The 21,222-nt window shown below is 41.6% G+C and carries 19 protein-coding genes, 2 pseudogenes and 1 riboswitch; of the genes and pseudogenes, 16 read left to right on the forward strand and 5 right to left on the reverse strand.

Annotated features, from left to right (window positions below; all coding sequences use genetic code 11):
* Nucleotides 1-34 precede the first annotated feature (34 nt).
* On the reverse strand, nucleotides 35-1,312 hold the full coding sequence (locus tag AC0VYC_RS02485; RefSeq protein WP_008346963.1) for an Nramp family divalent metal transporter: 1,278 nt from the start codon (nucleotides 1,310-1,312) through the stop codon (nucleotides 35-37).
* A gap of 229 nt (nucleotides 1,313-1,541) precedes the next feature.
* Nucleotides 1,542-1,802 carry a GlsB/YeaQ/YmgE family stress response membrane protein gene (locus AC0VYC_RS02490; protein ID WP_003214275.1) on the reverse strand — a complete coding sequence of 87 codons (261 nt, stop codon included), beginning with the start codon at nucleotides 1,800-1,802 and terminating at the stop codon, nucleotides 1,542-1,544.
* 156 nt (nucleotides 1,803-1,958) lie between these two features.
* Here AC0VYC_RS02490 and AC0VYC_RS02495 point away from each other — a divergent pair, with 156 nt between their 5' ends.
* Nucleotides 1,959-2,789 (forward strand): EcsC family protein, encoded by an 831-nt coding sequence (locus tag AC0VYC_RS02495; protein ID WP_024720476.1) that lies wholly within the window; start codon nucleotides 1,959-1,961, stop codon nucleotides 2,787-2,789.
* Nucleotides 2,790-2,815: 26 nt separating this feature from the next.
* On the opposite strand, the gene AC0VYC_RS02500 is transcribed toward AC0VYC_RS02495, so the two are convergent.
* Entirely contained in the window at nucleotides 2,816-3,913 is a 1,098-nt protein-coding gene (locus AC0VYC_RS02500; protein WP_475389354.1) for a TRAP transporter substrate-binding protein, read from the reverse strand.
* A gap of 67 nt (nucleotides 3,914-3,980) precedes the next feature.
* On the opposite strand from AC0VYC_RS02500, the gene AC0VYC_RS02505 reads away from it, so the two are divergent.
* The 8 genes and pseudogenes from AC0VYC_RS02505 (at nucleotide 3,981) to AC0VYC_RS02540 (ending at nucleotide 12,671) form a co-directional block, all read left to right on the forward strand.
* On the forward strand, nucleotides 3,981-5,600 hold the full coding sequence (locus tag AC0VYC_RS02505) for an ATP-binding protein (protein WP_026050048.1): 1,620 nt from the start codon (nucleotides 3,981-3,983) through the stop codon (nucleotides 5,598-5,600).
* On the forward strand, nucleotides 5,597-6,280 hold the full coding sequence (locus AC0VYC_RS02510) for a response regulator (RefSeq protein WP_039166112.1): 684 nt from the start codon (nucleotides 5,597-5,599) through the stop codon (nucleotides 6,278-6,280). Before AC0VYC_RS02505 ends, AC0VYC_RS02510 begins: the two co-directional genes overlap by 4 nt.
* A gap of 124 nt (nucleotides 6,281-6,404) precedes the next feature.
* Nucleotides 6,405-7,673, forward strand: a complete 1,269-nt coding sequence (gene dctP, locus AC0VYC_RS02515; RefSeq protein ID WP_007496516.1) for a C4-dicarboxylate transporter DctP — start codon at nucleotides 6,405-6,407, stop codon at nucleotides 7,671-7,673.
* Nucleotides 7,674-7,882: 209 nt separating this feature from the next.
* Nucleotides 7,883-8,904, forward strand: a pseudogene (locus tag AC0VYC_RS02520) (AI-2E family transporter).
* A 63-nt stretch (nucleotides 8,905-8,967) separates the two neighbouring features.
* Nucleotides 8,968-9,102: riboswitch (cyclic di-AMP (ydaO/yuaA leader) on the forward strand.
* 77 nt (nucleotides 9,103-9,179) lie between these two features.
* Entirely contained in the window at nucleotides 9,180-10,421 is a 1,242-nt protein-coding gene (locus tag AC0VYC_RS02525) for a dicarboxylate/amino acid:cation symporter (RefSeq protein ID WP_025206789.1), read from the forward strand.
* 126 nt (nucleotides 10,422-10,547) lie between these two features.
* A pseudogene (locus AC0VYC_RS02530) lies at nucleotides 10,548-11,473 on the forward strand (ABC transporter ATP-binding protein).
* On the forward strand, nucleotides 11,451-12,218 hold the full coding sequence (locus AC0VYC_RS02535; protein WP_024720482.1) for an ABC transporter permease: 768 nt from the start codon (nucleotides 11,451-11,453) through the stop codon (nucleotides 12,216-12,218). Before AC0VYC_RS02530 ends, AC0VYC_RS02535 begins: the two are co-directional and overlap by 23 nt.
* Nucleotides 12,219-12,335: 117 nt before the next feature.
* A complete protein-coding gene (locus AC0VYC_RS02540; RefSeq protein WP_017366657.1) occupies nucleotides 12,336-12,671 on the forward strand; it encodes a hypothetical protein in 336 nt (111 codons plus the stop codon).
* A 98-nt stretch (nucleotides 12,672-12,769) separates the two neighbouring features.
* Here the strand turns inward: AC0VYC_RS02540 and fbpB are convergent, their stop codons facing one another.
* Together fbpB and AC0VYC_RS02550 are read right to left on the reverse strand one after the other, a co-directional pair.
* A complete protein-coding gene (gene fbpB, locus AC0VYC_RS02545) occupies nucleotides 12,770-12,919 on the reverse strand; it encodes a Fur-regulated basic protein FbpB (RefSeq protein WP_017366658.1) in 150 nt (49 codons plus the stop codon).
* Nucleotides 12,920-13,258: 339 nt separating this feature from the next.
* Nucleotides 13,259-13,579, reverse strand: coding sequence for a thioredoxin family protein (locus tag AC0VYC_RS02550; RefSeq protein ID WP_008346934.1), 321 nt, complete (start codon nucleotides 13,577-13,579; stop codon nucleotides 13,259-13,261).
* A 185-nt stretch (nucleotides 13,580-13,764) separates the two neighbouring features.
* Here AC0VYC_RS02550 and AC0VYC_RS02555 point away from each other — a divergent pair, with 185 nt between their 5' ends.
* From AC0VYC_RS02555 to AC0VYC_RS02585, 7 genes are all read left to right on the forward strand, one after another.
* Nucleotides 13,765-14,847, forward strand: a complete 1,083-nt coding sequence (locus tag AC0VYC_RS02555; protein WP_024720483.1) for a D-alanine--D-alanine ligase — start codon at nucleotides 13,765-13,767, stop codon at nucleotides 14,845-14,847.
* An 81-nt stretch (nucleotides 14,848-14,928) separates the two neighbouring features.
* Nucleotides 14,929-16,293: a UDP-N-acetylmuramoyl-tripeptide--D-alanyl-D-alanine ligase gene (locus tag AC0VYC_RS02560; protein WP_256689024.1), complete on the forward strand. Its 1,365-nt coding sequence runs from the start codon at nucleotides 14,929-14,931 to the stop codon at nucleotides 16,291-16,293.
* Between the two features lie 26 nt (nucleotides 16,294-16,319).
* Nucleotides 16,320-17,012, forward strand: a complete 693-nt coding sequence (locus AC0VYC_RS02565; RefSeq protein ID WP_045035109.1) for an alpha/beta hydrolase — start codon at nucleotides 16,320-16,322, stop codon at nucleotides 17,010-17,012.
* A gap of 127 nt (nucleotides 17,013-17,139) precedes the next feature.
* Nucleotides 17,140-17,478: an avidin-fold protein gene (locus tag AC0VYC_RS02570; RefSeq protein ID WP_017358401.1), complete on the forward strand. Its 339-nt coding sequence runs from the start codon at nucleotides 17,140-17,142 to the stop codon at nucleotides 17,476-17,478.
* Nucleotides 17,479-17,644: 166 nt separating this feature from the next.
* Nucleotides 17,645-19,135, forward strand: a complete 1,491-nt coding sequence (gene cshA, locus AC0VYC_RS02575; protein WP_017358400.1) for a degradosome RNA helicase CshA — start codon at nucleotides 17,645-17,647, stop codon at nucleotides 19,133-19,135.
* Between the two features lie 110 nt (nucleotides 19,136-19,245).
* A complete protein-coding gene (locus AC0VYC_RS02580; protein ID WP_008346922.1) occupies nucleotides 19,246-19,725 on the forward strand; it encodes a PH domain-containing protein in 480 nt (159 codons plus the stop codon).
* A complete protein-coding gene (locus tag AC0VYC_RS02585) occupies nucleotides 19,715-21,211 on the forward strand; it encodes a PH domain-containing protein (protein WP_041507151.1) in 1,497 nt (498 codons plus the stop codon). The genes AC0VYC_RS02580 and AC0VYC_RS02585 overlap by 11 nt, the downstream gene beginning before the upstream one ends.
* The last annotated feature ends 11 nt before the right edge of the window (nucleotides 21,212-21,222 follow it).

A 21,222-nucleotide genomic window follows, 5' to 3' on the forward strand; every position in this document is an offset into this window, starting at 1 on the left:
AACCCGATATAAAAGACAGCCTGATCACTGTCTTTTACATAAACGTATCCACAATTAAAAACAGATTCAGTGCGACAACAAGAGCTGCTATCACCCAAGATATTCCGGTCACCCAGCGAGCATTCGTCAAATCGCCCATAATTCGTTTTTTACTTGTAAACAAAATGAGCGGAATTAAAGCAAACGCAATTCCAAATGATAAGACCACTTGACTCATCACAAGCGCAGATGTCGGATTGACCCCAGATGCAATGATCGCAATAGGGGGAATGATGGTAATCAGCCGGCGGACATACAGCGGAATTCGGTACTGAATAAAACCTTGCATAATAATATCGCCTGACAGTGTACCGACAGAAGAACTGGAAAGTCCGGCTACAAGCAGACCTACACCAAATAAGATCGCTGATACAGGACCTGCGAGAGTTCCAAAATGCTGAAATGCTACATCTAAATCCTCAACAAAAAGACCATTTTTAAAAAATAAAGCAGCTGCTACAATCAACATGCTGGCATTGATGGCGCCAGCAACTACCATCGCAATGAGGATGTCTAAAAACTCAAAACGAAAAATCAGCTTTTTCTCTTTTTCCGTTCTGCCGACGACTCTTCTTTGCGTTAAGGCTGAATGGAGATAGATCGCATGCGGCATCACCGTAGCGCCTAAAATACCAGCGGCAAGCAGTACGCTGTCTGTCCCTTCAAACCTTGGAATGAACAGTCCACCGGCGACACTTGCAAGATCAGGTTTGGCGACAAAGGTTTGTACAGCGAAAGCAATCACGACAACAAACAGCATGCCGGTAATTCCTGCTTCTAACGCTCGATAACCTCGTCTTTGGAGCTCTAAAATGGCAAAAGAACCGATCGCTGCAATAATCGATGCCTCAAGCAGCGGGATACGAAAGAGTAAGTATAAACCAAGGGCAGCCCCGATAAATTCGGCTAAATCTGTGGCGATAATGACGAGTTCGCCCTGAATCCATAAACCGATCGAGACTGGTTTTGGAAACTCTTCTCGAGCAATTTCAGGTAAATTTTTCCCTGTTGCGATTCCAAGCTTTGCAGACAAAGACTGGATGAGTAAGGCCATGAGATTGGATATGAGAATGACCCATAACAGAAGGTAGCCATATTTCGAGCCAGCTGCAATGTTGGTCGCAAAGTTTCCTGGATCAATATAGGCAATGGCGGCGATAAAAGCAGGCCCGAGAAAAGGAAGGAGCCTTCTAAATCCTTTCACCTTTCCTTCAAGTGCACGCTCCGCTGCCACTGACATGTGGGCTTGTGCCTCGATGTATTTGTTTGTCATATGTCATCACCTAGATTCTACAAAGTTTTGCTTTGGCACAAAAAGTTTCCTCGATGCAATTTTTAATCATCATATGCCCATCTTCATGAAAAGTCAACTATCTGAACTAATAGGTTTGTTTATCATATGTAAGTGAAAAAAATAGATACCTTGTCAATCAAAACATAAAAAACACCGCCTCTTATCTTAGGCGGTGCATCCTCTGCTTCCTCTTCTTTTGTATCGTTTTTTAAGAAACCCTTGATCCAACGCTGCGGAAGATCAAGCTTAAAATAATGACGAAAATGGCTGCTCCTAAGATCGCTGGAATGATCGCAAATCCTGCCAGACTAGGACCCCACGTTCCAAGTAATCCATGACCAATCCAAGCACCTGCAAGCCCAGCAATCATTGAACCGATCCAGCCTCCTGGTACACTACCTCCAGCGAGTGCACTCCCAATGAGACCAATGACAATCGCCACAACTAATGAAATCAGAAATCCTAACATGTTGATCACTCCTCTTTTGTTTGTTTACTAAGCAATAACCGTTTTAAAAGAGATTAAAACCTTTCGGAACCGCTTCAATGTTCGATACGTATGATGGACAAGGATTGTGTATAATAACAGACATATACTTGAACGGCATCTAAGGAGGCAAATGGCATGGAGGAAAGAGAGTGGCTAAAAGCACAATTAAAAGAGATTGAAAAATGGGAGAAAGACCAGCAAAAGGTATGGTTTTGGGAGAAACTCAGCCGGCTTCCATTTCAAATGCTGGACAAGCTGACCCCTGCCTTTATTCAAAAGAAAATCGGTGTGTTATTAGATGAGATGGGGCACTACATTCAATCAGGCGGTGTCTATTTGACGTCAGAGAAAGGCATTATTCATCAATTTCAAAAGAAATGTGCCGATGAATCGATTCAGCGTATTGAAGATATTGAGGCGGCTCCGATCGAGGTCATGGATGCCATTAGTGACCAGATGGGGAAAAATCGAACAAACCTCGCCACTGTACAAGGTGCGACAACAGGTGTCGGAGGTATGTTTACATTAGCGGCAGATATTCCGGCTGTCCTCGGTCTTTCTTTAAAAACATTACAGGATATCGCCGTCACCTATGGCTATGATCCGAAAAATAAAGAAGAACGAGTCTTTATCATTAAATGTTTACAGTTGAATTCTGCTGACGTTGTTGGGAAAAAATCAATATTAAAAGAGCTGAAGAGCTATCATGCATCAGAAGGGAAGCACGAAAACATGATCTCTCAAATTCAAGGATGGCGTGAGGTCGTATATAACTACCGTGATTCGTTTGGCTGGAAGAAGCTGTTTCAACTTGTCCCAATTGCGGGGATTTTGTTTGGTGCAGCGTCCAACCGCTCACAGTTAAAAGGAATTGCCGAAACAGGCATCATGCAATATCGAAAGCGCAGAATATTAACAAGATTAGAGGAGCTCGCTCAGCAAGAACAGCGTGACTCCGGCGCATAAAAAAATCCCTCTCTAAAAGGGATTTTTTATTTGGTCTCAGCATCTTCTTCAAATGCTTGAATCGGAGAATATTCATAGCGTGCCCGGAGCTCGCGGATTTGTTTGATCAAGGTGGAACCGATGATCCTTTCTGCTTCATCATACAAAGGATCGAGCGCCTTCATCCATTTTTGCCGCTCTGCTGGTGTTAATTCGTGTATGGCAATTGGAGATTCGCGTTTAATATCCTCCAGCTGATCCTTATTCATCTGTTCTGCATGTTTTTCGTTCCATGCCGTTGTTTCTTCCATCGCTTCGAGTAAAATTCGCTTCGTCTCAGGTGTTTGACGATCAAAAAAGGATTGATCTGTTAAGACGACATACCCTAAATACCCGTGATTACTGATCGTCATATAGTCTTGTATATGATAGAATTTTTTTGAATAAATATTTGAAATTGTATTTTCTTCACCGTCTACTTTTTTTGTTTCTAGCAGCTGAAATGTTGAATTAAACGATTCCTGATAGGGTTTTGCGCCAAGAAGCTTGAATTGCTTTTCAATCATATCACTTTGCATAATACGGAGAGATTGCTTTTTTAAATCACTAGGCTGCTTGATTGGGCCTTTATTCGAAGTGATTTGCTTAAAGCCATTTGTCCAGTAGGCCATTCCCTTTAGTCCGTCTTTTTGCAGTGTGCCGAACAGTCTCTGTCCAATCGCACCATGTAACCCTTCTTGGACAGCATCGTAGTTAGAAAAGGCAAAGGGCAGATCAAGTGCCAGCCATTCAGGGGACAGCATGCCGAGCTTTGACGTAGACGGAGCAATAAATTGAACTTGATTCTCTTTTAGTGCATTAATTTCTTCAATATCAGAATAAAGACTCCCGTTTGAAAAGATTTGAATGCTGATCCTGCCGTCGGATTTTTTATGAACAAGCTCAGCAAATTTCTTTGCAGCCAGCCCTTTTGGGGTATTATCTGCGACAACATGGCTGAATTTGAACACAAGCTGATCCTTCAGCCCAGTCTGTTCATCGTCGAAGATCGTCGCTGATTTAGGCATCATATGATAAAAACCAAAGTATAAAGCGGTTACAAAACCGATGATGAGCAATAGCGTATAGGCGAGTAAATTCTTCATGCGTCAGATCCCCCTTATGTCAAGGATACTTGACAGAGGAAGAATTCGTAAAGATACAGGTGAAAAAATGATGAGAAATCGACTGAAATTACAACAATTATCTATTAGATGGAAGCTCACCATCCTCACATATTTCGTTGTCATTTTTGCCCTTTTAATCGGAGGAATTGTTCTAGTCGGGGGAATTCAGCAAACAGAGGAACGAGAACTTCGAAAAAGGCTCATGAACACGGCAAGAACAGTAGCTGAGATGAATGAGGTAAAGCAGGCATTGGATGATCAGACAAAGGAGCGTGCGCGGTTACAGCATGCCATTGAAGAGATTCGGATTATCCAAGATGCTGACTACATTGTTGTCATGGATATGGATCACGTGCGATTGACACATCCAGTGAAAACAAGGATTGGCCAGCGCTCTGAGGGGACAGATGAAGAACCTGCCTTTGCAGAGCATATCTATTTCTCAGAAGCACAGGGAGAGCTTGGCACAGCCATTAGAGCCTTTTATCCAGTAAAGGATGAAAAATTTAACCAAACAGGGGTTGTACTAGTCGGAAGAACATTGCCGAGTATGGCAGATATATTAGGAGAAATGAAGCAGGATATCCTCATGATCCTTTTGCTGACGCTCAGCTTCGGGCTTGTCGGTTCATTTTTGCTCGCCCGTCATATTAAACAGCAAATGTTTAAGCTGGAGCCGCATGAGATTGTCAGAATGCTAGAAGAACGCACTGCTACCTTTCATTCCATTAATGAAGGGGTCATTGCCATTGATAACCAGCACATGATCACCATTTTTAATGAAAAAGCAAAGCAAATTTTCAGCGTGACTGGTGATGTAGTGGGCCGAAATATTTGGGATGTGCTGTCAGATACAAGGCTTCCAGAAATCATTGACCGCGCAGAACCCGTCTACAATGAAGAAATTCATATGAGCGGAAAGCGGATCATGAGCAGCCGAATTCCGATTGTGATGAAAAAGAAAATCATCGGAGCGGTTGCGATTTTTCAGGACCGGACAGAGGCGGCCAAATTGGCGGAGGAATTAACCGGGGTGAAGAACTTCGTTGATGGCCTGCGGGTGCAAAATCATGAACATATGAATAAGCTTCATACAATTGCTGGTTTAATTCAGCTAGGGAAAGCCGATCAAGCACTCGATTTAGCGTTTCAAACGACCGAAGAGCAGGAGCATGTGACGGACTTTCTCCACCGTGTGATACAGCATGACGCAGTGGCAGGTTTATTGATGAGCAAGATAAGAAGGGGCAAGGAGCTTGGCATAAAGGTTGAAGTAGATGAAAATAGCAGTCTGCGCGATTTCCCAGAGCGGCTGGATCAGCATGATATGACGAAGCTACTTGGCAACCTGATCGAGAACGCCTTTGCCGCGTATGATACTGTAGAAAGAGACACAAAACTCATTTCTATTAGTATTGATCAAACAGAGGATGTCCTCGCGATCTTAATTGAAGATTATGGATCTGGAATAGAAGAGGACATGATTCCTCATATTTTCGACAAAGGCTTTACTCACGGTAAAGAAGGCGGAACAGGCTACGGACTGTATATTGTAAAAACGATTATCGACAAAGGGATGGGAAATGTAGAAGTCACATCAAGCATCGGCATTGGTACCACCTTCTCAATCGAATTCCCAATGACAATAGAGGAGAGAGACAGATGACCCAGATTAAGGTGCTATTAATTGAAGATGACCCGATGGTGCAAGAAGTTAATAAAGAGTTCATTAAGAGTGTCCCTGGCTTTCAAGTTGCGGCTGTAGCAGGAAATGGCGAGCAGGGCATCCAGCTGATCAAAGACATTCGTCCAGATCTTGTGGTGCTCGATGTGTATATGCCTAAAAAAGATGGCGTCAAAACACTGCAAGACATCAGAAAGCAAAAGATGCAGGTGGATGTGATTGTTATTTCGGCAGCAAAGGACAAAGAGACGATCGGCACCATGCTTCAAAATGGTGCCCGAGATTATATCATTAAGCCATTTAAGTTTGAACGGATGAAAGAATCTCTTGAAAGCTATAAAGCGTTCAAATCAAAAATTCGTACCGCAGCAGAATTTTCTCAAGAGATGCTCGATGATATCATACGAAAGCCTGCGGTTAAGCAGGAAGAGACATGGCTTCCTAAGGGGCTGAATGTGCATACGATGAATGAAATTAAAGCCTATATGCGTCTGCAAGAAGGAGCGCAGTCTGCAGAGGAAGTCGCCAATGCACTTGGGATTGCACGTGTCACGGCACGCCGTTATTTAGACTTCCTTGTAAAAGAAGGCGAGCTGAAATTAGATATGCAATATGGCGGGGTCGGACGCCCTGTGAATAAATATATCGTACATTCTGACTAAGAGACCAAAAAGACCAAAATGTACGATATGTCCATAAGCTTCACAGCCTTTGATGAAATCGCTATCATTTACCTACAGATAACAGTTAAGCGTTTACATCAAAGGGTGAGGGAGTTGATTTTTTATGAAGAGGCTATTGAAGAACCTGACATTTCAGGTCATTGCAGCTGTCATTATCGGGATCATTGTTGGGATGGTTTGGCCAAACGTCGGGAAAGAAATGAAGCCGCTTGGTGACACATTTATTAATGCAGTGAAAATGGTCATTGCACCCATTATTTTCTTAACCATTGTTCTTGGAATTGCCAAGATGGGGGATATGAAAAAGGTTGGAAAAGTTGGGGGAAAAGCTTTTATCTATTTTGAAGTTGTGACGACGCTTGCGCTTGTCATCGGACTGTTTGTGGTCAATATCATGAAGCCGGGAGCAGGTCTTGACTATAGTAAGCTTGAAAAAGGGGATGTCTCGCAATATACCCAAAATGGGGGACAGGGTATCGACTGGATGGAGTTTGTCACACACATTGTGCCATCTAACATGGTAGATGCCTTTGCAAAGGGAGATATTTTACAGGTCTTATTCTTCTCTATTTTATTCGGTGTTGCGCTCGCTGCACTTGGCGAGAAGGGGAAAGGCATCATCGAATGGCTTGATAAGCTGTCACTGGTCTTCTTTAAAATCATTGGTTACATCATGCGTGCCGCGCCATTAGGGGCATTTGGAGCAATGGCTTATACAATCGGACACTTTGGTTTAGCTTCAATTAAACCACTAGCTAGTCTGATGCTTTCCGTTTATATGACGATGTTCCTGTTTATTTTCGTCGTGCTGAACATCATTTGTAAAATGTATGGCTTCAGCCTGTTCGGTTACCTCCGTTTTATCAAAGATGAAATTTTAATTGTTCTTGGCACAAGTTCTTCAGAATCGGTCCTGCCAAGAATGATGGATAAAATGGAACGCTACGGGTGCTCTAAGTCGGTTGTTGGACTTGTCATTCCGACAGGCTATTCCTTTAACTTAGATGGTACTTCAATCTACTTGTCCATGGCCGTGGTCTTCTTAGCGCAAGTGTTTGGGGTGGACCTATCCATCGGACAGCAAATCACGATTATCCTTGTTCTGATGCTCACATCAAAGGGAGCAGCTGGAGTCACAGGAAGCGGATTTATCGTGCTAGCTTCTACACTTGCTGCACTTCAGGTTATCCCGCTAGAAGGTCTTGCACTGCTATTAGGGGTCGACCGTTTCATGAGTGAAGGAAGAGCGATTACGAACCTGATTGGAAATGGAATTGCTACAATTGTTGTAGCGAAAAGTGAAGGGGAATTTGACGAAGCGAAGAGTAAAACAGCGCTACAGGAAATGCGAAATATCAAGCAGGCTGTTTAGTATAAAAACAACCAAAAACCGAAACCTTATGTCTACATGGGGTTCGGTTTTTTCTTGTGTAAAAAAAGAAAAAACATAAAAGCTTGATTAATTTAGGACGAATCGTAAGACCTCATTGACCTTTTGTTATATAATTTACAGAAAGATCCGATATAATGAATAGGAGATCCAACGAAAAATAGACTTTAGTCCTGGCAGGTGTGTAACGTATGGCGGCATTTTTTAAATTGTTCGAAAAACCTGGTGTCAAGAGGTTTTCAGTATTTGTAGTATTAGCCACAGCATTATATCTATTAAGAGGAATGATGAATTTAATCCTCCTGACCTTCATTTTCACTTTTTTAATGAACCGGTTAGAAGAGGTCATAAGAGGCTTTTTAAATCGCTTCCTGAAAATAGGACAGAAATCAGTCATCACCATTTTGTACATCCTTCTGGCTGGTGGATTGACGTTTGGCGGCTTTGTGTTTGTGCCCATCATTGCTAAACAGGTGGAACAGTTATTTCATTTAGGGAAAAAGATTGCAATCATCCACAAGATTTACCCTTCTTTGACGTCGTCACCAATGTGTTCGGAGATTTCAAAATATCTTCTTTCTTCGAGAAAGGGTTTAATTTCCTCTATACATACTTAACAGATTTCAGCACGTTCAGTATCCAGGTCATTATGTCCTTAATATTAAGCATGTTCTTCCTGTTCGAAAAGGAACGCCTCATTCAATTCATGAATAAGTTCAAAACGAGTAAAATCTCCGTGTTCTATCATGAAATTGCCTTCTTTGGACGTAAGTTTTCCAGAACATTTGGTAAGGTACTTGAAGCACAGTTCATCATTGCAACAGTTAACTGTGTCTTAACGACAATTGCGCTTGGCATTATGGGCTTCCCGCAATTATTTGGATTAGCGGTCATGGTCTTCTTGTTAGGTTTAATTCCGGTAGCGGGTGTGGTCATCTCCCTCGTTCCACTCAGCATCATTGCGTATACACTTGGAGGCGGAATGTACGTCCTATATATTGTGCTGGTGATTGTGATCATCCATGCCATTGAAGCCTACTTCTTAAATCCGAAGCTCATGTCAGCTAAAACAGAGCTCCCTATTTTCTTCACGTTTATTGTCCTGATCTTTTCTGAACACTATATTGGCATTTGGGGACTGATTATCGGCATCCCAATCTTTGTGTTTATCTTAGATATCTTGGAGGTCACGAATAAGGAAGAAAGTAATTAAAAAGTTCATATGAACCTGTTTACAATTTTCTAAAAATAAGGTATAAATAGTATGAAAATATCATATTACCACACGCTTAATCCTTCTAAAGGAATGGGGGACCCAAGTTTTTGGGGTGAATTTTTCTTATTTTAAGAAAAAAGGACATCTCTTCGTCCTAACCCGTCAGCTAACCTCATCAGCGTGAAGAGAGTAGACAGTGGTACACGTATGGACACGCAGGCCCACGAGAAGACTCTCTCGTGGGCCTTTTTGACGAGGAAGGGGAGATTTTATTGAAGCTTGCGACGAAAATTATTATTGCTTTAATTGTAGGTGCAATCACAGGACTACTGCTCAACATTTTTGCTCCAAATGTATTCAAAGTGTTAGACCCTTATCTATTTACACCTCTAGGTCAAATCTTCTTAAACCTGATTAAAATGTTAGTTGTACCGATTGTCTTCTTTTCGATCACACTTGGTGTAGCAGGCCTTGGCGATCCGAAAAAACTTGGCAGAATCGGCGTAAAAACCATTACTTACTTTCTACTCACTACGACTTTTGCCATCATTATTGGCATTTCATTGGCCTTACTTATTAAGCCAGGCGCATTTGGCAATTTTGATACGAAAGCGGCAGAATATTCCGCTGAGGAAGCCCCATCAATGGCAGACACACTACTCAATATTATTCCAACCAATCCAGTCCAATCTCTAGTTGAAGGAAATATGCTTCAAATTATCGTCTTCTGTGTATTTTTAGGTCTTGGCATTGCCTTGCTCGGTAAAAAAACAGAAGGTTTGCTGAAGCTGTTTGAACAAGGAAATGAATTAATGATGTATCTTGTCGGTGTTGTGATGAAATTCGCACCGTACGGGACATTCGGTTTGATTGCAACGGCAATTGGCAGTCAGGGGCTCGATGCCATGAAAGCGATGGGACTTTACTTCTCAGTCGTCTTAATTGCGCTGATCTTGCATTTCTTCCTGACCTATGGGTCAACCGTTGCCCTATTAGCTAAACGAAATCCAATGGCATTCTTCAAAGGATTTTCTCCAGCGATGGTTGTGGCATTTAGTACATCAAGCAGTAACGCAGTGCTGCCAGTATCAATGGAAACAGCTCAAAAGCGCTTAAAGGTGCCAGAACCTATTTCAAGCTTTGTGCAGCCGCTAGGTGCGACCATTAATATGGATGGTACAGCGATCATGCAAGGGGTTGCGACTATTTTTATCGCACAAGTGTATGGAGTTGAATTAACCCTTGTTCAAATGCTGACAGTTGTCTTAACGGCAGTACTAGCAAGTATTGGCACAGCAGGTGTCCCAGGGGTAGGGCTCATCATGCTAGCCATGGTTTTAAATTCCGTGAATCTTCCTGTTGAGGGCATTGCGCTGATCCTTGGCATAGACCGCTTATTAGACATGGCAAGAACCGTGGTCAATATTACAGGTGACGCAGCATGTGCGGTGATTGTATCTGAAACCGAGAAGAAACATGAGAAGGAAGCACCAACACCTAATTTATCACTGTAACAACAAAAAGGGCTGACTGGATCAGCCCTTTTTTTCGTGGAACGGCTTGTCTAGCGTGATATACTTTTTACAGGATGAGCGGCCGTAACTGCCGCCATAGGTTTTACATCAGAAGGAGGAACCACTTTGCAGTCTGCTGTTCTACACATAGAGAACGTCGATAAACAAATTGGCCGGCATCAAATTTTGCAACATATTTCGATGGACATTAGGCAAGGAGAAATTGTCGGTTTACTTGGACCAAATGGGTCTGGAAAAACGACCTTGATTCGATTGATTGTTGGCTTGATGAAAAAAAACAACGGCCGGATCATCATTAATGGATATTCTCAAGATGATGATCATCTAAATGCTATGTCATCTGTTGGAGCGATCATAGAAAATCCGGAATTTTATTCATATTTAACAGGTTTTGAAAACCTTGAGCTGTATGCATCTATGCATGATGGAGTTTCAGAAGAGCGCATTTTTGAAGTGGTAAAAAGAGTTCGTCTGGAGCATGCCATTCACCAGAAGGTCAAAACGTATTCACTAGGGATGAAACAAAGGCTCGGGATTGCACAAGCCATTTTGCATAAGCCCAATCTGCTCATTTTAGATGAACCAACAAATGGGCTTGATCCGCAGGAATGAAGGAGTTTCGTGAGCACTTGCAAATGCTTGTACAAGAAGAAGGTGTCTCTGTGTTATTTGCTACACATCTTTTGCATGAAGTAGAAGAGATTTGTGACCGCATGATCATCATCCAAAAAGGACAGATCAAAGCCAACACAAACCTTCGCGACATGGAAGGGAAAGAGCAGGTGCTGATGAATATTCAGCCAGTAGAAAAGGCAGTTTCATGGCTAGATACGCAAGGATATACATATGAACAAAGGGATCAACATGTGCTGGTTCAACTGAATAAAGACCGTGTGCCGGAGCTGAATAAACAGCTTGTCTTAGCAGAATTTGATGTACTTGAAATGACGCCTCAAAAACAATCAATTGAAGAGGCCTTTATGAAATGGACGGAAGGCGGGACGACAGATGCTTCAACTCATCAAGAATGAACATAAAAAAATCACGAGACAAAAGATCACATTCATTGCACTTGGACTGATTGTTGTCTTTCAATTGACGATGGCTCTAGCATTGAAACGAGTCATTTCCGGGCTTGGCGGGCAAGATACAGTCGCGAACTATTTTGCTTATTCCACGAATGTTGTGTTTATTTTACAAGTGTTCGCTGTCGTGATTGGCGCCACATTGATCTCAACAGAGTTTCAAAAAAGAACCATCAAGTTCTTGTTGATTCGGCCGAAGACAAGGCTTCATATTTTCTTGTCAAAATACATCACTCTTGTGCTGATGGTCCTTTACCTGTTTGTTTTTTATTATGTGTTCGCTTTTCTTTTTGGCCTTATTTTCTTTGGTACTGATTTTGATGAAAGCACTGGGCGGTTATTTCTGCACACATTTGCTGTGATTGGATCACAGTGGGTGGAAGTGGTCATGATGGCAAGCTTTGCTTTTCTGTGCTCAAGTTTGTTTAGAAACAGTCTGATTGCACTTGTGACTTCATTTTTCGTCTTATACGCGGCGAAATCATTAGTTTCGATCATGTCTCTGTTAGAAAATCAGTGGGGGAAGATTCTACTTTTCGCTAATACGGACTTTACACAATACAGTTTTCAAGGTCCGCCGCTCTTTCAGGGCATGAGCCCTCTTTTTTCGCTATTCATTGTAGGGGCGCATTTCGTTTTCTTTGTTGGTGCTGCTTGGCTCCTTTTTTGGAAGCGTGATGTAAATGTGTAAAAATTGTGTCAAATAACAAGAAAAATTCGTGACATCTTTGTGAAAACGAGTCTGTATTTCACGATAACCGGCTGATTTTGTCTTATAATAAGACAGAGTCATGGAGGTGGCACTATCGTGAAAAATTTTATTACGGCTTTACCTATTTTGTTGCTGTTGTCGTTTTCGTTTGTGTCTTTTGCCTTCCAGTTTGATCATCTTGTTTATTTCAGACTAGCGCTAGGGATCTTTTCATTAGCGGGTCTTTTCTTTCTGTATACACTTAAAAGAAACATGAAATGGTTCATGGTCTATTTATATGCGAGCTGGATCGTTCTTGCTGCCGTTACGACATTTGAAGAACCCGTGTTTTCACAATTCTTCTTCGGTGGTTTAACGATGACAATGGGTTATCTAACATATATGCTCATCTATTTAGGAATGAAGCAAGACCGTGTAGCGAAATCACATTAAAACAAAAGCCGATAAAATCGAAGAATAGATTTTATCGGCTTTTTCTTTTCTTCAGGCAAATAAAAAAGCAGCCATCTGTTTGACTGCTCTTCTTGTGTTTATGATTCACGTCCAGCAGCGGCAAGCTGCTTCTGGTGCTTTTTGTCGATGGTTGCGTATATACTTTCCATCATCTTAGGGTCTCGCATGATCGCTTCCTTGTTTTCTTCAATCAATTGCTGATACGTTTTGATTTTCTTCTTAGACATGTAACTCAACGCTCCTTTGGTAGAATGGACTCTATAAGATTTCACACAGATGAAATTGATAATCATTTTCAATTAGCATCTCCATTATACAAAGCAGAATGTCATAAGTAAAGATTCAATTCAGAAAATTCACGTAACCGACATATTCCCATCCATATCGACGATGAATTCTTTCCCAGGAAATAATCCGCTGTCAAACCTTGTCATGAAATCAGATCAAACATTCCTGCCTATGTTGAAACATTTTAGCCGCACATCTCGTCTTATGAAGAGATTTGATTTAAAAGGATATAAAAAAAGACACCAGCATGAGTTGGCTGATGTCTCCATTCAAATGAGTTATGAAACGTGTTCTTGAAGAAACTCTGTTACTTCTTCAGGTGATTTAGCGTTGGCACTGTGTAAATGACCTGTTTTTTCGCCATTTTTGAAAATTAACAGGCTAGGAATTCCCATGACCTGATACGTTTCCGCTAACTCAGGAAAGTCGTCTTTGTTTATTTCAAACCATTCATTCTGAGCATAAGCCTCTAAGATGTCTGGAATGAACATGTCCATTCTAGTGCAATCAGGGCACCATGTCGCAAAGAATTTAACGATGACCTCTTTGTCTGATTGAATGATTTCGTTGAATTGTTCAGTGCTTGTAATTTTTTTCAATTTGTCACAACTCCTTTTCAATGTCATTTTAATATAAAATAAAGGCGAATGACATACAAATGCTCGGGGGGGCGCTTACAACCTTTACAAATCATTTCAATTCCGTAACAACAAAAATTAATTAGAGCATTTTTGCTTGAAAGTGATAAGATAGTAAAGATGAATTTTAGTGGGGGGAGTATCCATTGAAAATAAGTTTAGGATTGGTTTACGGCGGAAAGTCAGCCGAACATAATGTATCACTGCAAACAGCCCTTGCGGTTACAAAAGCACTTAACACTGAGAAGTTCGATATACATCCAATTTATATTACAGAAGAGGGCGAATGGCTAAGAGGAGAAAAACTCACTGAACCAGTATCAAACGTCAAAATGCTTCAATTTGAACAAAATGCAAAGACGTTTTTACCAACTTCTTTAAATGAAAGCATGTTTCCACAGCCTGCATCAGCTGATGAAAAGATTGATGTCGTCTTTCCATTGCTACATGGGCCAAATGGTGAAGATGGGACCATGCAAGGGTTACTTGAACTATTGAATATCCCGTATGTCGGTAACGGCGTTCTCGCGTCTGCTGCGGGTATGGATAAAGTCATGATGAAAGATGTGTTTGCTCAAGCTGGGCTTGCGCAGGCAAAGCATCTTTCCTTCAATAAAAAGGATTATGAGAAAGCCATATCAGACAGTCTAGAACAGGTAGAAGCAGTTCTCGGGTATCCTTGTTTTGTGAAACCTGCCAACATGGGATCAAGTGTCGGAATTAGTAAATGCCGCAGCAAAGAAGAGCTGCAAACAGCATTTGATTTGGCTTTCCAATATGATCGTCGTGTTGTTGTGGAAGAAGGCGTTGTAGGACGAGAAATTGAAATTGGTGTATTAGGAAATGACGAGCCGAAATGCTCAGTCGTTGGTGAAATTGCACCTAAAACAGATTTTTATGACTACAAAGCAAAATATGAAGATGGCGATACAGATTTGATCATTCCTGCGAGTGTGACAGAGGAAGAGTACAAGACGATTCACGATATGGCGATTAAGGCTTTTAAAGCCATTGATGGATCTGGTCTCGTACGTGCAGATTTTTTCCTAACAGAAGAAGGCGAAGTGCTGATCAATGAAGTGAATACAATGCCAGGATTCACACCTTTTAGTATGTTCCCGCTGCTTTGGAAACATACTGGTGTAGAGTATCCTGAGCTGATTGAGAAGCTGGTGTCACTTGCAATTGAACGCCATCAAGAAAAACAAACCATTAAAACCACTTTTTAATGTAAGAAGCAAGCAGACACTATCCTACAGGTAGTGTCTCTTTTCCTTCAAACGTGAAATGAGAAAGAGAGGCGAAAAAACATGATCAAACGTACAGTGAAACAAGTCGCCCAAATGGCTGGTGGCACATTATCGAATGAAGCTTTTGGCGAAGAACAGATACACGGAGTGACAACAGATACACGAAAAGTATCAAAAGGCGCACTATTTATCCCGCTTATTGGGGAACATTTTAACGGTCACACTTTTGCTTCAAAAGCAGTGGAGCTTGGTGCGGCAGCGGTTCTTTGGAATCAAACAGAAGCGAATCCACCGTTCGGTGTACCTGTCATACTTGTAGAGGATACTTTGACAGCACTCCAACAGCTTGCAAAATCATACTTAAAAGAGGAAAACCCTCGAGTTGTCGGTATTACTGGAAGTAATGGCAAAACAACGACGAAAGATATGATCCATTCTGTCCTACAAACGACATACAGAGTCCACAAAACAGATGGCAACTTTAATAATCACATTGGACTTCCACTGACCATCCTTGCGATGCCAGAAGGAACCGAGATTGCTGTACTAGAGATGGGCATGAGTGCAAAAGGGGAAATCGAATTTTTATCTAAACTCGCTGAACCTGATGCAGCTGTCATCACGAATATTGGAGAATCTCATATGCAGGATTTAGGATCAAGAGAAGCTATTGCAGATGCAAAATGTGAGATCACAAAAGGGTTAAAAGAGGATGGGACTTTTTATTATTTAGGAGATGAGCCTTTACTCCGCCAAAGAGCAAATGCCCTGGCACGCAGCGTAAAAATGTTTGGAGAATCAGAGGACTGTGATATCAAGGTGATTCACATCCACCAACTCGCTGAAGGCACTGAATTTCAAGTGGAGGGATATGCTCAAGGGTTTCTCATTCCTGTATTAGGGAAACACAATGTAAAGAATGCTCTTGCAGCTATTGCAATCGGCCAGCATTTCGGTCTGAATGAAAGACAAATTGCCCAAGGGCTGATGCAAACGAAATTGACAGGCATGCGTTTAGAACTGTTTAAAACAGATAAGGGCATCACGGTTATCAACGATGCGTATAATGCGAGTCCTACGTCAATGAAAGCAGCGATTGATCTTGTAGGAGATATGGATGGCTTTGCTAACCGCATTCTCGTACTCGGAGATATGCTGGAGATGGGCAGTGAAGAAGAGACCTATCATTTTGAAGTAGGGGAGTACATCAAGCCTGAGTTTATTGATCATGTTTTAACGTTTGGCCGTCTTGGCGCATTCATTGCTGAAGGAGCAAAGAAAGCATTTGGAGACGACCGCGTGTCTTCTTATATGGACAAAGAAGAATTGAAGAAAAAACTAGCGGATGTGGCAGGACCTGACGATGTCGTTCTGGTCAAAGCTTCCCGTGGCATGAGATTGGAAGACGTTATTACTGCACTATAAATCAGATCGGCAAAGAAGGTGACAGGGTGATTGGCTGTCTATGTATACACGGTTTTACTGGTGCCCCGTATGAAGTAGAGCCGCTTGCGGAATATTTAAAGCAGACGACAGATTGGACGGTACAATCTGTCACGCTTCCGGGGCATGGGGAGGAACTTCAGCTCAAAGGCATTCTCTATCAGGAGTGGATTGCCACCGCTGAATTAGAACTCTTATCCCTTTACCGAACATGTGACACCATTTATTTGGTCGGCTTTTCTATGGGCGGGATGATTGCCTCATATTTAGCAGCGAAGTATCCAGTGGCCCGTCTTGTTCTGTTAAGTGCTGCTGCTAAATATGTAAACCCAAAACAAATGATTCAAGACACAAGGCAGATGGTGAAGGAATCCTTGTCTGGTTTGATTGAGACGAACCCATTGTATGATCGATATCGTCATAAGCTGACGAGTACACCGCTATCAGCTGCTGTAGAATTTATGAAATTGGTGAAGCAAACGAAAGGTTCTCTTGAAAAGCTTCATCTACCTGTCTTGATCGTTCAAGGTGAAAGTGATGGGATCGTCCCCGCTTCTAGTGCAGAATTCATTTATCATAAAATCCCGTCCCGTCAGAAAGAAATGTTCTATTTACCTGATTGTAAACATCACGTTTGTCATGAGCCTTGTGCACAGCAATTGTTTGAGAAAGTCGAACAATTTCTAAAAAAAACAATTTAATCTATAGAAAAGCTAAAATGTGGCTAAACTAATATAAATTGAATCCCACTTGTTAAAATTTGCATCATTTTTGTCGAATGAGTGACAGGCCTATGTTACAATAGGTAAGAAAAGGTGGTCGATTCGGTTGTTTCAATATGACGGAAAAACCTTTATCCCGCAGTCTAATTCGAGCAATGGGGAAGTATCGGAAGGAACCATATTTCAATATCGTCAGGACGGGAATATTTTAACGGGCACATATCAAGGCGGCAGTATTCAATCTGGCGTGCTTGTAGGAACTGTGAATAAAGACGGAGCACTTCATTTTAGATATCACCATGTAAGTAAGGATGGCAGCATGAGAAGCGGTTCATGTCATTCCACTCCTAAGCAGCTGGATAACGGAAAAATTCAACTGTTTGAAAAGTGGAAATGGATGGACGGAGATCAAAGTGAAGGTGAATCGGTCATTGTCGAGCAGTAGATATATCCATTTCTGTCTTGTTGAAAAACAAATAGTGTAATGGTAAGATATAATGTAGGGTAATTCGGGCTTTGTATATAATGGACCTGTCCTTTCATACAAAGGGCAGTTTTTAATGATCATTCACGAGATTACTGAAACAGCAATTAGAAGGAGTTTGAATAAATTGACTATAACGTTTCAAGATTTTCAATTAAGCGAAAGTCTCATGAAAGCTATTAACCGCATGGGATTTGAAGAAGCAACACCGATTCAAGCAGAAACAATTCCTCTCGGTCTTCAGAATAAAGATGTCATCGGACAAGCACAAACAGGAACAGGAAAAACTGCAGCATTTGGTATTCCTCTTGTAGAAAAAATCGATCCAGCGTCTCCTAACATCCAAGCGATTATCATTGCGCCAACAAGAGAATTAGCGATTCAAGTATCTGAAGAGCTATACAAAATCGGCCAAGACAAGCGTGCACGTGTACTTCCAATTTACGGTGGACAAGATATCGGCCGTCAAATCCGTTCGCTCAAGAAAAATCCTCATATCATTGTAGGAACTCCAGGACGTTTACTTGATCACATTAATCGTCGCACAATGCGTCTTCAAAATGTTGAAACAGTCGTGCTTGATGAAGCAGACGAAATGCTTAACATGGGTTTCATCGAAGACATTGAAGCGATCCTTTCAAATGTACCAAGTGAACACCAAACACTTTTATTCTCTGCGACAATGCCTGCACCAATTAAGCGTATTGCAGAGCGTTTCATGACAAACCCAGAACATGTAAAAGTAAAAGCGAAAGAAATGACTGTATCTAACATCCAGCAGTTCTACTTGGATATTCACGAGCGTAAGAAGTTCGATACATTGACTCGTCTTCTTGACATTCAATCACCAGAGCTTTCAATTGTTTTCGGCCGTACGAAACGTCGTGTTGACGAATTGACTGAAGCATTAAACCTTAGAGGTTATACAGCTGAAGGAATTCATGGTGACTTGACTCAGGCGAAACGTATGGTTGCGCTTCGTAAATTTAAAGAAGGTTCAATCGATGTGCTTGTAGCAACAGACGTTGCAGCACGTGGACTTGATATCTCAGGTGTTACACACGTGTATAACTTCGACGTACCACAAGATCCAGAAAGCTATGTACACCGTATTGGACGTACAGGCCGTGCTGGACGTACAGGTATGGCGATGACATTCATTACACCACGTGAAAAAGATATGCTTCGTGCGATTGAGCAAACGACTAAGCGTAAAATGGATCGTATGAAAGAACCAACTCTAGACGAGGCAATTGAAGGACAACAACAAGTCACAGTTGACCGTCTACGCACAATCATTAGTGAAAACAACTTGAACTTCTACATGACAGCAGCTGCTGAATTGTTAGAAGATCATGACTCTGTTACAGTGGTTGCGGCTGCTATCAAAATGATGACAAAAGAGCCGGATGCAACGCCTGTTCGTTTGACAGATGAAGCACCAATGATTTCAAAACGCAATCGTAACAACCGCAGCTCTTCAAAACGTAGAGACGGTGGCGGCGGAGGCGGCTATCGCGGAAAAAGCCGTTCATCTTACGGTGATAAAAAGCGTTCTTCAAATGACCGCAATCGTTCTTCTAACGATCGTCGTCAAAAGAAATCTTATAACAACTAATTCAAAAGCGAATCCTTTGCAGGGTTCGCTTTTTTTAACAGGCCTAATGAAACTTTTTAGGCTTTCTTTCGTAATATATTGATAGAAAAGTAAGAGAATGGGGGAAGAATGTGAGAAAACAGCCGCAACGTCAAATCAGCTTAAATGGATTAAAAGTATGGCGTCTTCAAAATGGAATTATCTCATTGATTTTCTTATTCATCATCATTGGGGTATTTGTAGCTAGTTATTATTTTCAATGGCCATATTGGATTGGAGCCATCCTCATCGGTTTGTGGATTTTACAGGTCATCTTCGGAATCTGGCTCATACCGAAAATCCGCCATCACATCTGGCGCTACGAAGTATTTGAGAACGAAATTGAAATACAGCACGGACTGATTCGTGTCACACGTGTCATTGTGCCAATGGTACGTGTTCAGCATGTGGATACTTCTCAAGGACCGCTTTTAAGGCGCTACCGGTTGGCTTCTGTTCAAATTTCTACTGCTGCGACAGTGCATGATATTCCGGCGCTGGAATTAGAAGAGGCAGATGAGCTTCGCGATTACATATCTCGATTAGCAAGGGTGACGGAAGATGATGTCTGAACCAAAACGTGTACATCCAATCTCGATGTTCATTGATTTTATATCAGATGCCGTATCCATGATCAAAAACTTCATTATCCCTTTTTTCGTGCTTATTTTTGTGAACTCGAATTCAAGTATTCGTTTTTATGCGTTCATCATTCTTGGGGTGCTTCTTTTATGGAAAGCTGTTTCAACCGTTTTAGCATGGAGACGATTCACCTATCGAATGGAAGACGATGAATTTCGAGTAGAATCAGGTGTCATCACCAAAAAGAAAAAGTATATCTCGTTAGAACGAATTCAAACGGTGAATACAAGTGAAGGCATCTTCCAGCGGATTTTTGGTTTGGTTCGGGTGCAAATCGAAACGGCAGGCGGGACGGATGGACCTGAAGTGAGCCTGACGGCCATTACAAAAGCAGAAGCTGAGCAATTAAAGCAATCGATTTTCAACCGGAAGAAAAGCTTGCAACAAGAAGAAATGAATGATGAAAATTTAGATTTCCCTGATCCTCTGACAGCGCAACAGCCTGTAGAAAAAGAAATCAGTGTTTCCTACAGAATGGGTATACCAGAGCTGCTTTTGGCTGCGACCACTTCAAGCGGAATCGGCGTCATTATTTCTGGGTGTCTCGCCATTTACACACAAATAGATGAAATTCTGCCTTTGGACGGATTCCTCAAACGGTTTTCTTTTTTAAGTCATGCGAGTGTTGAGATTTATGCGATTCTCATATTTATTGCCGTATTGATTGCGTGGATTCTTAGTGTTGGGGTAACAGCCCTTCAATATGCGAATTTTAACGCAAAACGAAAAGGGAAAGACATCATCATCACAAGAGGACTCATCGAAAGGCATCAAATGACCATTCCGCTTGCGAGAATTCAAGCAGTGAAAATCAAGGAAAATATTCTTCGTGAACCATTTGGTTTTGCGACGGTCATGCTTGTCAGCGCAGGAGGTTCCATTACAGAAAAAGAGACCTCTTCTGTCTTATTTCCACTCATACGGAAGAAAAAAATCAATGAATTGTTAACGCAATTTACAGATCAATATCAGCTGGCACCAGAAAGTGAATTGAAAAAAGTGCCGAAGCGTTCACTAAAACGTTATCTGATATCTTACGGATTTGTTCCATTACTTGTAGGTATAATCCTTTCTGTACGTTTTCCACCATGGGGGTATTTGGCGCTGATTCCATTACCATTTGCCTTGTTCTTTGGGTATTTAGCCTATAAACAATCAGGATATGTGATCAAAGATCAACTGATTCAATTAACGACAAGAGGTATCGGCAAGACCACCGGAATTGTTTTAAGAAAACGAATGCAAAACTATACGATGACCCAATCTTATTTTCAAAAGAAAGGGCGGGTGGCAAGTATTCACACCTTTGTGAAGTCCTCTGCCTTGCTTGATTCCTTTGGTGTGCATCACCTTGAAGAGGAAGATGCTGCACGTGTATGCGATTGGTATTCCTATGAAACGAATCAATCAACTTAAACCAAAAAATG

It is taken from the genome of Bacillus sp. iso_77 (genome assembly GCF_056173625.1).

Excerpts from the sequence above, each read along its gene's own strand:
- AC0VYC_RS02485 (WP_008346963.1), bottom strand. The coding sequence starts at position 1,312 with ATGACAAACAAATACATCGAGGCACAAGCCCACATGTCAGTGGCAGCG.
- AC0VYC_RS02490 (WP_003214275.1), bottom strand. The coding sequence starts at position 1,802 with ATGTTAGGATTTCTGATTTCATTAGTTGTGGCGATTGTCATTGGTCTC.
- AC0VYC_RS02495 (WP_024720476.1), top strand. The coding sequence starts at position 1,959 with ATGGAGGAAAGAGAGTGGCTAAAAGCACAATTAAAAGAGATTGAAAAA.
- AC0VYC_RS02500 (WP_475389354.1), bottom strand. The coding sequence starts at position 3,913 with ATGAAGAATTTACTCGCCTATACGCTATTGCTCATCATCGGTTTTGTA.
- AC0VYC_RS02505 (WP_026050048.1), top strand. The coding sequence starts at position 3,981 with ATGATGAGAAATCGACTGAAATTACAACAATTATCTATTAGATGGAAG.
- AC0VYC_RS02510 (WP_039166112.1), top strand. The coding sequence starts at position 5,597 with ATGACCCAGATTAAGGTGCTATTAATTGAAGATGACCCGATGGTGCAA.
- dctP (WP_007496516.1), top strand. The coding sequence starts at position 6,405 with ATGAAGAGGCTATTGAAGAACCTGACATTTCAGGTCATTGCAGCTGTC.
- AC0VYC_RS02535 (WP_024720482.1), top strand. The coding sequence starts at position 11,451 with ATGCTTCAACTCATCAAGAATGAACATAAAAAAATCACGAGACAAAAG.
- fbpB (WP_017366658.1), bottom strand. The coding sequence starts at position 12,919 with ATGTCTAAGAAGAAAATCAAAACGTATCAGCAATTGATTGAAGAAAAC.
- AC0VYC_RS02560 (WP_256689024.1), top strand. The coding sequence starts at position 14,929 with ATGATCAAACGTACAGTGAAACAAGTCGCCCAAATGGCTGGTGGCACA.
- AC0VYC_RS02585 (WP_041507151.1), top strand. The coding sequence starts at position 19,715 with ATGATGTCTGAACCAAAACGTGTACATCCAATCTCGATGTTCATTGAT.